The organism is Nitrosospira sp. Nsp1, from assembly GCF_900100985.1.
GTDB lineage: Bacteria > Pseudomonadota > Gammaproteobacteria > Burkholderiales > Nitrosomonadaceae > Nitrosospira.
The window spans coordinates 12,547-25,244 of record NZ_FMUF01000003.1; the positions used below are offsets into that span (position 1 = coordinate 12,547).

Here is a 12,698-nt window from a genome sequence, read left to right on the forward strand (position 1 = left end):
GAGTACGATCAACAGCGCCAGATCTTCAACCGCAGGTTTCAGTTTATGCCGGCTGCAATTGTGCTGTGTGTTACTACCGAACAGGTAAGTGTGGTGGTCAGGTTTACCCGTAAACATGCCCTGACTTTACGCGTGCGCTCGGGCGGGCACGACCATGAAGGGGAATGCTCCGGTACCGATACCATTCTGCTCGATCTCTCGAAAATGAATGAGGTAGAAATTGATCCTGCGCGCGGAATTACCCATATACAACCGGGAACATCATTTCAGAATCTCACCACGAAACTGGCTGACGACGATGTCATGATTCCACATGGAACCTGCGGCACGGTGTGCATAGCGGGCTATACCATGGGCGGAGGTTGGGGCCCCTGGACCCGTAAGCACGGTATGTGCTGCGAAAGTGTGGTCGGCGCCACCCTGGTGCTTGGCGATGGCACCATACGTAAATTGAGCATGGACGGGAATCTAGACGAAAGAGAACTGCTTTGGGCCATTAAAGGTGGTGGTGGCTTCAGCTATGGCATTGTTACCGAACTCGTGATCAAAACCTTCGAGCTACCTTTCGAGATGATCAAGTTTCAGATCGAGTGGAATGAATACTGCTATATACCAAAAAACAAAGTATTTGCTATACGCGACTCAAGCCCCATTCCCACCCTTACCGTGTTGCAAGCCTGGGAAGCGGTGATTGCCTCCACCGATCCGGCAGCCAGCCAGTTGGTAGGAACCAATCTGAAAATTTCTGCCAGGCATCATGCCCGCGAAGAGGGTCCCTTTAATCCTGACACCATAAGCCACAACTGTATGATGTATGGCTACTGGGAGGGAGATGAAAACAGCCTGCGGGAGTTTATACGTCAACGTTTTGAATTCACCGGCAGATACACCCTCACCATTCGTGATGAGGATAAGGCCGGACGCAAATACAAGCACTTACGCTATGGCGATCACCTGATGAGCTCTTGGGATCGGTATTCGTTTCACAACATGAACCGGCTGAAGCAAGGGCTGGAAGGAACGCCTTTTCCTCCTGATGAGGATCAGCCAGGGCCCCATAAAATCACCTCACGCCTGGTAGATGCCCAGGGCCTTGGCAAGGAAGGACATTACAAGCTGCTGGAGAGCCTCACCTCTCCGCTCGTACTACCCGGCAACGAAGGCTTGGGACTGTATACGTATATTACTCTGGGCGCCATCACCGGCAACTATTATCAGCATGTCATTACCCCGGAGCAGAAAACAAAAAGCGCCTTTCCTTACAAGGATAAGCTATTCACGATACAGTACCAAACCTGGTGGAACGAAACTGAAGAACAAAAGGAGGAAGGCCAGAACAATCACGTGTACACGCGCATAAACCGCGCGCTTGACTGGATGGATGTTTGCCGCGAGTACGATATTCCCAATACCTCAGGTGCCTTCATCAGTTTCAAAGACAGCTCGGTGCCTACCAGAACCTACTTCGATAAAAGTTACGAAGACCTGGTAAAGATAAAGCAAGCCCACGTGAAAGATCCTGATAATCAATTTCGTTCTCGCAAGACAATTATATGATGGGCTTACGTGATGTACCCCCCGTAAACCATGCCGGTTGGGATCTATGGCCTGTTAACACAATCCAGGTGCTTCGACGATCAAGGTGAAATGGATGAAAACAGTGAACTGATCAAGTTGCTCGAAGCGCGAGAAGATACGGTCAAAAACGGTGCATTTCAGCGAAACGTTTGATGTTCTCTGGCTTTAGCGTATAGTTTTGGATGAGCTTGTTGGAACTGCCAACTGAGCGTTCCATAGCATTGCGGGGTGCCGAACGACAGTGGGCTTCGGTATATATAAATCTCGACAAACTGCCGTCTATTCATTACCTGACCATGAAGCATAGCCATCCCGCCCAAGTCCTGTTGTTGATATGCACGATTCTGTTTGCCGGTTGCGCGGCCGTGCGTCCGCACGACCAGAGCTTTGACGCAACGGATCCCCATGAGCATATTAATCGCAAGTCTTATGATTTCACCGATATGGTCGACCGGAACGTTCTGAAGCCGGTCGCGGATGCCTATGTCGACCATGTGCCCAAGCCTGTGCGGCGCTCCGTTGGAAATTTTTATGACAATCTCGGATATCCGGAAACAATCCTGAACGATTTTTTACAGGGCAAGGTACGGCAGGGGTTCCGGGACACCTTGCGTCTGGGTATCAATTCGACCATCGGAATAGCCGGACTCTTTGATGTGGCCTCGCCTATGGGTTTGCCGCTACATAACGAAGACTTTGGACAAACGCTGGCTGTGTGGGGTGTCGACTCAAACACTTATCTTTTTATTCCTTTATTCGGACCCAGCAGCTATCGTGACGCCACGAGCATTCCCGTGAGCGTATTGACCAATATGCTCTTTTATGTGGGTACCTTCCTGGGTCCTTATGCGATTGGCAATGCCATCGCGATACCGCTCTCCATTCTCGGCATCATCGACCTGCGCGCAAGACTATCCGGCCCCATGTCGCTTCGCGACCAGGCCGCGCTGGATCCTTACTTGTTTGTGCGCGATGCTTACTTGCAGCAGCGCAAGCATGTGATATACGACGGCAACCCCCCACCCGAGAGTTACGATCGGTTGGAAGAAGAACCTGCCGACAAGCCGTCGAACTGAAGCATGAACAAGGCTCGGGTCACGATGTGATCAACTCGCTTTCCATCGTGGTAGTGAATTCATTCCATTCAGATCATAGTGAATGAATCGCCAAAACATCGGTCGGCAATAGTTCGCTGGCTATATCGATGAGATGGCGGTGATGCGTGAACAACATCACCTGCCCGCCCTCGGCAAAACGTGCCAGCGCGCTGAATACATTTGCGGCGCGATGATCATCGGAAGTAATCAATACATCATCAAGAATCAATGGCATTTGCCGCTGTTCGTTACGTTGCAGTTCCAGCGCAGCCAGGCGTAGGGCGAGATAAAGCTGATCCGCGGTACCCTCGCTCATGGCCGATACGCCGATATGCCTGCCATCGTCGCGCTCGGCCTGCAACGCCGGCTGCTCAGCCGAGTCATCCACGATCAAACGGCGATAGCGGCCACTCGTAACCAGCCGAAAATACTCGGAGGCCAATGTCACCATGGGGGCTTGCGCCTTGTCGCGAAAGCGCCTTAACGCCTCATGCAGGAGCGATTCAGCTAGCTTCAGTTGTGCCCAGGGCTTTACTCCAGCGCAATAACGTGCAATAGCCGACTCCATCCGCTCCCTGGCTTCGGCAGCATGATCGGAGGTATCGATCTCATCCAGTGAACGCCGTGCCATTTGCTCGGCATCTGCCGCTGCATTCACCTGCTCTTCAAGCTGTTTGATGGATACACGGCATTGCTCCCGCTCAATGTCTGTCTCCGCGGTATCCAGCCCCGACAAGGCTTCACGTAATTTAGGAAGTTCCGAGGTCGACGCTTCACGCAACTGCCCAATCAGCGATTCAGCCTTTTCCTGTAACAACCGTTTTTTGGCCGACTGTTCCTCGACATGGCTCAGGCTATTCACGTCCGCCTCACCTGCGATATGGCACAGCGCAAGAAGCGCCGCTTCACTCACGGACTGCTCCGCTTCAGCTTCGCGTTTCTTGCGTTGAGCAGCCTCGACGTGGCGGTCGAGTCCATCATTTTTTATTTTCGCTGAACGGGATTTCGTTAGCCTGTCTTGCAAACGATCAACGAAATCGTTCACGTGGCTGCACTCAGGTTCGCCCAGCAATGCCGCAAGCCGGTTTGCCTGATCGAACAAGGCATTCTGGATCGCAACGAGATCATGGATGCGCGACAACCGGCCATCCTGCGTAACCTTCGCCTTTTGCAAAGCATCGAGCTCATCCAGCCTGGCCTTGATAGCCTCAGGCGAACTGTCTCCAGCAAGGAACAGCCGTGTATGCCAGCCAGCCAGTTTGTCCATATACACGGATAGTGCATCGCCGCACTCCTTGATATCCTGATTTGCCGCATTCAGGTCGTTTTCAAGGCTCTTTATCGTATTCCGGCGAGCCGCCTCGTCCGCAGCCGCCTTGGTCATGGTTTGAACCCAATCCGAAGCCCGCGCAATCATTGTGCCGAGGTTATGTACATCAGCCTGGACAGCTTCACCCACGGCGGACAGCGCTATGCCAAGGGTCGATGCAGCCTGTTCCGCTTCAGCGAGAAGGCGGAACTGCTCATCCGATACCTTGGCTTGCTGCCGGATCAACTCCAGAACTGTGCCGCGCAGATTCAGCCATTCTCGCAGCGCTGCCGGCTGATGGGCAGGCAAGCTCGCGGCGGAGAGCCTGGCGAACCAAGCCAACTGAGCCTGCTCTTGCGCCAGTGCATTGGTTTGCTTCAAGAAGATAATTTCTTTTAATCGTGCTTCCATTTCAGCGACACGTGTCTCGCACTCAGCCACTTTCGTGGCCCGCTCGGCGCCTTCGCGCAACAGATCCGCCTGGCGGTCCGCCTCGCTCTGCGAATTCTCGAATGCTTCAGGCAACGGGCGGTCCGGATCAAATTGGGCGGCAAGCGATTCAGGATTTTCACTACGCTGAATAAATACCTTGCGTATCAAATCCCAACCATGATCGCGATGCACCCGGGCCGCGCGCAAAGTTTGTGCGGTGACCACTTCACCCGCCGCCGCAAGTTCATGTTGACGCTGTTGTTGAGCTTTCAGGTCGCGCTTAAGATCTCTTTCCTCCTTGTGCAGGCTATTGATTTCAGTTTCCAGCCTATTGAATTCCTTTTCCGCCGAGGTTATTTCCGTCGCTAACAATAGCTGGCTGCCTTGCAGTTGTTCTACAGTAGAGAGCCCAAGGTCAGTCAACCCCTGTCGCACCCGCCGCGCGTGATCCTCTATTTCGCCTTGCAGCTTTTCGTGGCGCTTTGTGAAATCACCCATTGCCCGGGCCGTATGTACTGCTTCTTCAACTGCTCGTTTCAAAACCGCATCCATCATTGGCCGGTTGCCTTCCGGCTGCTGTTGCAGTTTTTTCTGAATATCCGTAACCCGCTCGTGGCGCGAACTCAAACGTACTTCCATGTCATTGCATCGAGCAAGATGCTCATTCAACATCACCCGGTTGGCCAGAGAGGGAATGGCTGCCAACACATCATCAATGGCACGATCTCCCGCAATTTTGACTGTCATCGCGGCCAGCGCGAGCTGGCCGCTATCGGCTTCAGCCTGGGTTTTCCGTAATTCAACATGCGTATAACTCGCCGCATCCCGGTCTTTGATCAGGCGCTCAACCGCGGCGGCATGCCTCAACAATGCTGGCTCGATCATGAGTTGCGCCTTCTCCTGGCCATATTCCACCAGTTCGACATCCACCTGGGAAATAGTCTTTCGTGCTGTTTGCAGCGACTGTTCGGCGGCCAGGCGATTTTCTCTTGCATCGGCAGGTAATAACGGAACCTCCATCAAGCCGTTCAGCGCCGCCAGAGTGTCATCATATTGCTTCAGCAGGGGTTGAACTGCCCGCAGTTCAGTCAGCTCATTTTCCCTGCGCCGCAGTTTAAACAATTGGTCCCTCAGTTCAGCGAGCTTTGTCTTGGCATCCGCATGGGCGCGCTGGCGGTCTTTCCATTCAGCCGGTCTGGTCAACGCCTGACGAAAGGCGCGCTTGTATTCATCGATCTGGAGACTGGCTTCGTTGAGGGTGGCCAGCTTGGAGCGTGGGATAAAATAGCGGCGACTATCCTCCTGTAGCGAAGCCAATAGCGCCGTTACACCTCGCGTTCCGGCGCTGGCTTCGAACAATGCCGAGCCAAGCTCGCCATCCGCGCTCAACAGCAATTTGCCGCCTTCGCGCAGACGTTCATGATCGATCCCGAACATAACCTCAAACTGCTTCCGATCCAGCCCTCCGGTCAGCGCATGCTCAACGGCGGAAGCGACGGCGGTACTGTCGATCGGTTTACCGTTTCCTGGATCGGCATAGAGCAGCGTTTGCTTGTTTCCTTTGCGGCGCGCCAGGGCAACGCGTTCACCAGCGGTATTCGCGAATACGCCTCCGAGCAGTATACGGCTGTATTCATGAATGAAATCATCCGTGCTACGCGGATGGATGCCAAAGCGCAGATCGCCCATCGCGCGTAATGCCGACGACTTGCCAGCCTCGTTCGGGCCATAGATCAGGTGGAAATTGGCGGGTGTCGCCGCGAAATCCAGTTCACGATCCGTGAACGGGCCAAAGGCGGACAAAAACAGCTTCTCTATTCTCATCGGACGCCACGTCCATCGGCACGCTCCATGTTCAGGCGCGCCAGCAACGTTGCCTCGGCATCCGCCAGCAGGCTTCGCAGCGAGGCCGGATCATCCAACCGGGGAAGACCGTCGCTTGCCGCATCGGCCTGTACTTCTGCTGGTAGCCTGGCGAGGACATCTCCCAGCGCCTGCTTCGACCAGTCCGCCAGCATGGCGTCGTCCGCAGCCAGCTCATCCACCAGGCGGATCAGCTCTGCAATCGCGTCCTGCCCTTCCGTGGCCTGGGTACGATCAATCGGCGAGCTGATGGCGAGGCGCACTTGCTCGATCCAGACTTCGCAATCGCCGATATCCTGTGCCGCAGCTTGTACCGCGGCGGCCAACGTCCCCGGCTGCTTCGCTTCCAGCTCGTATAGATGGGTTTGTCCGATCAGATTGACCCTGACAGCATGCAGGAGAGTGGTTGCACCGGCTATGGCGGCTGCCAGTGCTTTTCGCGCCTGCCCGGCCACTTGCGCCACATCGTCCACCCCATCGAGTGGCACGGTCACCTGATGCCAGCGCACGACATCAAGTTCAATAAAGCTTGCTTCTACCCTGCCGGCATTTACGGTGACCAGCTCGCAGCCCTTGGGGCCGGTTTCGTTGGCATGACGCCCTTGCAGATTTCCGGGAAACACGATGCGAGGAGTGCTCTCGGACACGACCTGCCGGGCATGGACATGGCCCAATGCCCAGTAGTCGTAGCCCTTGGCCATGAGCACGCCAGGACTGGTCGGGGCATAAGTATCGTGGCCGGCAGCACCGGTCAGGCTCGTATGCAACATGCCGATATTGAATAGGCCATGCACAGGCTCCGGGTAAAGCGGCACCAGGTCGTCCGGTACTTCGCGATCCGGAAAGCTGCGCCCATGGATGGCCACCGCCAGTTCATCGAGCCGTACAGTTTCGGATTTCTTACTGGAAAACACCGTTACATTTTCCGGCAGCGGCAACTGGCGGCTGATGACACCTTGCGCATCATGATTACCTTGCACAATAAACACGCGAATATTGGCGCGCCCCAGCCGCACCATCTGTTCGCGGAAAAACAGGCCAGTATGAAAATCCGACCAATCGCTATCGTAGAGATCCCCCGCCAGCAGCACAAAATTTACCTGCTCATCCAGCGCAAGATCCACCAACCGCACCAGCGCCCGGCGGGTGGCGTTGCGCAAGCGGTCAACAGGCGCACCTTCATAGCGGCTTAAGCCGCGTAGCGGGCTATCGATATGCAAATCAGCGGCATGGATAAAACGCATCTGTAAATTCCCCCTGTTCTGATCGTTACGACCCGGCAGTGCTTGCTCACGTTCCCTGCCGGTAATCACAAGTTATTCGGTCGACTCGACAGCCATATTCAAGCACATCCGTAGACAAGCTTTGCAGGATATCTTTTTTTTCGGCAAACGAACTGTCAATTCCAATATATGGATATACTCACCAAGGGGTCGATCCTACCTACCGCACGATAATTTTCATCCACCATTCAAAATCTTCTTCAGCTGTAGCTCTGCAAAACCGGCATTGTGAGCTAGACTATGCAAGCCATTCAGCCGATCGGCCGGTTTTTCCATTCACGGAAAAGGGCTTCGAGGGTAGAATTCAGAATGTAAAGTCCACCTGGAATCTGCAAGTTTCCGGTTTATGTGACTTTGCGCTGAATAAATTATTTCCACCGCCTTTTTTGGCCATTCAATTTAATATTTCAAGGAGAATAACGATGCGCATATCTTACGTCCTGGCAGCTTCACTGGTTCTTGGCTGCTATGTCCCGGTTTCATTTGCCGCCGACGCCTCCGGCGCTTCCGTCGAGATTTCATCACCTCCCGATGGCGCCAAAATCAGTCCGAAGGGGGATGTCAATATTGACTATGCGGTGTCGCTGGGGAAAAAAGGTGATCATACGCATCTTTACCTGGACAGCGACGAAGCTGTGACGTTACGCGGATTAAAAGGCACTCACGCACTGGGAACGCTTTCGCCGGGCAAGCACGAGATATGCATCAAGGTGGTCAACAAGGCGCACACCCCGATCGGTGCGCAGAAATGCATCAATGTCAGCATTGAGCCGACCACCTAATTGTGTTTGAAAACCTGGACTACGCCATTGTGCAACTCGTGCACAATTTTGGCGCCGCTGCTGTGGTAGGCGTTGCGATTTTTGCGCTGTACCCGGCAGCGCAGCCCGTCCCGATCCAGCGCAGGTTTGCCTGGCTGGTCGGAATAGGCTGGGCAGCCCAGGCATTAAGCGGCATGGGGTTCAGCGCAGTCAGCTATTACTTCTATGAAAAGCTGCCCGACTTGCACGGAGTAGCCTTCGCTGCGCTGCTGATCAAAATCATGTGCGCAGCGGGCGGCATCGGCATTGCCGTGATGTATCTGCGCCGAGCTGCCGACTGGACCGTGGAACAACGCCGCGCCGCCTGGAAACTACTCATTGCGCTAGGCGTAACGGCACTGACCGCAGCCGCTTTTTTACGCTGGTTTGCCTGATTTACGACCCTTCCATTACTTTCTTCGGACTCAACAACGGCATTGCTCGGCACATACCCAATTCCTGATCGTCCCGAATAAGCAGCTCTGCTGAACAGAAACACTGAAATCCGAATGGGAGGCGCATATTGAGGTCTCCCGCTACCAGCCTGGGAAAATCATCGGGTCGACCTCTTATGGAACGGCACAACCCGCGATCGACATGCATCTATTCCGGCAACAGCGCATTCAACTCGGTGAATAGTTTCTCAAACCGGGTAAGTGTGACTTTTAGATCCGCGCCAAATAATTTCTTGATGATTTCGGATTGGTGCTCGGTGAAATAGACGGCGGGTGCATAACGGTCGAACTTTGGAATGACGCCCGGGACAACATCCTGATGCGTACGGAAATGTTCTTCCGCGTACACGACAATGCGCGTCCCCACACCAGCGGGAGGGGCAGGCAGAGCCTGCCTCCCCTTGAGGCCGTAACACGCATTTACGATCTCCACATAAAGCCCGGCACCAAGCATATCTTCCACATCCGCCTCCTGCTGGCCTGTCGAAGCGCCCATCGTAAAAATATGTGTGTCACGTAAAGTATTCCATCGGCGCAGGTCTTCGACCCTCTCATGATCCGACGCAAAATCTGTCAGCACCGCGACGTGCAACCGATTACCGCCAAAAAAACTCATGAAAGCGCTGACTTTCTCGATACCGCCGGCCGGACAGATAGTCCAGCGCGGGTCGAGCGGTATGCGCTTGTGAGAACGCAATACCTCCGACATTGCCCGCAAAAAGAGAAGATCGGACGGTCTCGTCACCAGCAATGTATGTTCACCGACGAACAGCGATTGGGTCATCTCGTAACCCAACGCACTCTGCAGCGGAAATAGCGTATCCGGGTCGGTGCTGAGCACATCGCTGCCGACTTTGGTACCTTGAACTTCCGGCCGCCCATCCTCATGATAAACGACCATATCCTCAACAGTGCGCACCGACAGAAGGTTGTCGGACGGCACCATGAATGGCGAATGCGTCGTGTAGATGACTTGATGGTCGGGCGCAAGACGCTCCCGGAAGTAACGGAGAAGGTCGGCCTGCGCCTTGCCATGCAAGCTCAGCCCCGGCTCGTCCAGCAACAATACCATCCTTTTCTGGTGTTGCTTCTTCATCTGTGAGAACAGCACAAGAAAGGAGAAAAACCAGACAAAACCCGTGCTGCGATCATCGAATGGAACCGTCACGTCATGAAGCTCATTCAGAATACGAGTCCGGAAGATGCGGCCGCTATTGAAGGGAGGCGGATCGCCCCGCAGGGCGTGGTCCAGCCGGAAAATCACCTTGAGGAATTTGTTCTGGCTCCAGTAGCGGAACATCTCAGCGGAAATCTTGTTGGAGGCGCTTTCGAAACGTGAAACCATGCTTTCGAAATCCTGGATGGAGGCAACTTGTGCAACCGTTGTGGAGGCCATTTTGCAGAGTGCAATGAACACCTGGTCAGCCGCTTCCAGCGTGTCGCTTGATTCCCTCTGCTGAATCTGCTCAAGGCTGACCTGACCTTGCATCCGTTGATACTGGGAGAACAACATGAATCCCGGCAGATTCAGCAGCTTTACAATTGCCTGGGAAGCCGAGGTGTCAGGAAAATCGCAGTCAATTTTCTGAATGCATTGCCATCTGCCCGGAGACGATTCATGAAGCGATTCCGTTTTTGTCTTCAGTTCCGCCATTGTTTGAACTGAACCGATATGCGCTTTCTCGTCATCATGGAGATCGCTGGTATCAATGAGATGCTGAACAACGGCCGCTTCATCGAACCTGACTATCCAGTGGATTACGTTGCCATAGTCCTTTTTTACCACGACTTCGTCGCTCTGCAGTGCTCCCGCGCCGAATGCATTTGCGATAGCCTGTTTTTCGGCGGATTCGATCGTCCACCATGTCGTGATTACATCCGCATCTTTGCCGCCGTGGCGTTCTTCGTAGTCCGACAAGTGGCGTCGCGGGTAGTCTATTTGCCACTGGAAATCCGCATCCCGGAAGATAGGATTGAGTCGATAGAGTGCCGTCAACAGCGTTGTCTTGCCCGATTCATTCTTTCCGACCAGGCAGGTTATATGCTCATCGAGGCTGAACTCCCCGGAATCCTCGATACTTCGAAAATTCTGAATTCGCGCACGCATCAATTTCATGTAAGCTCCTCTACTCTAGCGATAATTGTAGACACATACGCGCGGTTAGTCAGCAATGGATTTATGGTGGCATATTCGCACACGGACTCGGCAACCGAGAGATCAAAGTAATTTACGTGAGCCCTGAGAAACGGATTTGGCTGCTATCCGTGAAATTTCAGATTGCCTGAAACGAAGGCACAGCAGGTGAATCAATCAAACTGATGAATATCGTAATAGGGAATACCTGCTTGACAGCTCTTCAGTGAATCAACGGCATTACAGCCTATGAACAGGTTTCAAAAATACGAAAAATACGTTGAGCACGGCCGACATGGCCTTTAGCGAGATCGAACTCAAACGCTGCGAAAAAGCGCTTGCACAGTTCCTGGAGCACCGGCGACCACCGGTTCATATTCGTGATCAGCTTGATTTCTCTTACCGCATCACCGGCCACAGCGTAGAAATTTTCGAGGTTCGACCTGATTGGCACAACCCGGCGCTGAAGAGGGAATTACCGGTGGCCAAGGCTACATACGTACGAACGCGGAATCATTGGAAGCTGTTCTGGATGCGTCAAGATCTCAAGTGGCACAGCTACGCGCCAAATTCTGTATTCAAGACGCTTGCGGCTCTACTTGACGTCGTTGATAGCGATGAGTACGGTTGTTTTTTTGGCTGATATCGGATAACCATGCAGCCATCACCCGCTGGCGCCCTTATTCAAAAGGCCCCTTTATTCGAAAGGAAAACCACAATGTCACAAGACACAGTTCAGAGTGCTGTTCCGGCAACCCAATTGATGCAAATGATCTTTGGTTTCATGACTTCACAAGCGATTTCAGTTGCGGCAAAGCTCGGTATAGCTGATTTGCTCAAAGATGATGCAAGAAGTGCGGACGAATTGGCACAGGCGACCGGAATGCAGGCACGGCCACTCTATCGCATCATGCGCGCGCTGGCGAGCGTCGGTATCTTTGCGGAAGACGATACCGGACGTTTTCGAATGACGCCGCTGGCTGAACCTTTGCGCGGCGATGCACCCGACAGTCTGCGTGATTTTGCAATTTTTTTGGGGGCGGACTGGCACTGGAGCGCATGGGGCGACCTTTCCGGCAGCGCCCAGGGTGGACAGCCGGCGTTCGAGAGGATACACGGCCAAGCCTACTTTGATTATCTGGGCGTCAATCCAGGGCCTGCCCAGGTTTTCAACGATGCGATGACGAGTCTCAGTACGGCGGCAAGCGCGGCGGTCGTCAATGCATATGACTTCGCCGGAATCAACCAACTGGTCGATGTAGGGGGCGGGCATGGTTTGCTGCTTGCCTCGATTCTGCAGCAATATCCGCAGATGAGCGGGGTACTTTTCGATGCACCTTCCGTCGTCGAGGGGGCGAAGGATGTTATCGACGGGCATGGAGTGGGGGAACGCTGCGATGCGGTCGGCGGCGATTTCTTTACATCGGTACCGGCTGGCGATGCCTGCATCATAAAGCACATTATCCACAATTGGGACGATGAACGCGCGGCGACGATCCTCAAGAATTGCCATCGGTCGATGGCTGAAAACGGTAAATTACTGGTGGTCGAGATGGTAATTCCGGAAGGCAATGCACCCTCACTTGGCAAGCTCCTCGATCTCGAAATGCTGGTACTCTTCCTGCATGCCCATGAACGGACAGAAGCCGAGTACCGCACCTTGTTTGAACGGGCAGGCTTCAGACTGACCAGAATCCTGCCCACGAAATCGGCATACAGCGTAATAGAGGGTGTACGCATCTAGCAT

General features: G+C 53.9%; 9 protein-coding genes. 6 read left to right on the forward strand and 3 right to left on the reverse strand.

From position 1 onward, the window contains the following. Positions 1 to 45 precede the first annotated feature (45 nt). Complete coding sequence (locus BLP78_RS02255; RefSeq protein ID WP_176752755.1) at positions 46 to 1,557, forward strand: FAD-binding oxidoreductase; 1,512 nt, start codon at positions 46 to 48, stop codon at positions 1,555 to 1,557. A 212-nt stretch (positions 1,558 to 1,769) separates the two neighbouring features. Continuing rightward, positions 1,770 to 2,654 (forward strand): MlaA family lipoprotein, encoded by an 885-nt coding sequence (locus BLP78_RS02260; RefSeq protein WP_256329968.1) that lies wholly within the window; start codon positions 1,770 to 1,772, stop codon positions 2,652 to 2,654. A gap of 73 nt (positions 2,655 to 2,727) precedes the next feature. Here the strand turns inward: BLP78_RS02260 and BLP78_RS02265 are convergent, their stop codons facing one another. Continuing rightward, a complete protein-coding gene (locus tag BLP78_RS02265) occupies positions 2,728 to 6,240 on the reverse strand; it encodes a YhaN family protein (protein ID WP_090456063.1) in 3,513 nt (1,170 codons plus the stop codon). After that, the gene (locus BLP78_RS02270; protein ID WP_218118898.1) at positions 6,237 to 7,592 is read right to left on the reverse strand and encodes a metallophosphoesterase family protein; all 1,356 of its coding nucleotides are present in this window, start codon (positions 7,590 to 7,592) and stop codon (positions 6,237 to 6,239) included. Before BLP78_RS02270 ends, BLP78_RS02265 begins: the two co-directional genes overlap by 4 nt. Before the next feature lie 392 nt (positions 7,593 to 7,984). Between BLP78_RS02270 and BLP78_RS02275 the strand changes: the two genes are divergently transcribed. Both BLP78_RS02275 and BLP78_RS02280 read left to right on the forward strand, forming a co-directional pair. Then, positions 7,985 to 8,344 carry a hypothetical protein gene (locus tag BLP78_RS02275; RefSeq protein ID WP_025040091.1) on the forward strand — a complete coding sequence of 120 codons (360 nt, stop codon included), beginning with the start codon at positions 7,985 to 7,987 and terminating at the stop codon, positions 8,342 to 8,344. 2 nt (positions 8,345 to 8,346) lie between these two features. After that, positions 8,347 to 8,757 carry a hypothetical protein gene (locus tag BLP78_RS02280; protein WP_090456067.1) on the forward strand — a complete coding sequence of 137 codons (411 nt, stop codon included), beginning with the start codon at positions 8,347 to 8,349 and terminating at the stop codon, positions 8,755 to 8,757. A gap of 208 nt (positions 8,758 to 8,965) precedes the next feature. Here the strand turns inward: BLP78_RS02280 and BLP78_RS02290 are convergent, their stop codons facing one another. Next, positions 8,966 to 10,933, reverse strand: coding sequence for an ATP-dependent nuclease (locus BLP78_RS02290; protein ID WP_090456071.1), 1,968 nt, complete (start codon positions 10,931 to 10,933; stop codon positions 8,966 to 8,968). A gap of 313 nt (positions 10,934 to 11,246) precedes the next feature. Between BLP78_RS02290 and BLP78_RS02295 the strand changes: the two genes are divergently transcribed. Together BLP78_RS02295 and BLP78_RS02300 are read left to right on the forward strand one after the other, a co-directional pair. Continuing rightward, a complete protein-coding gene (locus BLP78_RS02295) occupies positions 11,247 to 11,594 on the forward strand; it encodes a DUF3024 domain-containing protein (RefSeq protein ID WP_090456073.1) in 348 nt (115 codons plus the stop codon). Positions 11,595 to 11,669: 75 nt separating this feature from the next. Beyond that, complete coding sequence (locus BLP78_RS02300) at positions 11,670 to 12,695, forward strand: methyltransferase (protein WP_090456075.1); 1,026 nt, start codon at positions 11,670 to 11,672, stop codon at positions 12,693 to 12,695. Positions 12,696 to 12,698: the final 3 nt, after the last annotated feature.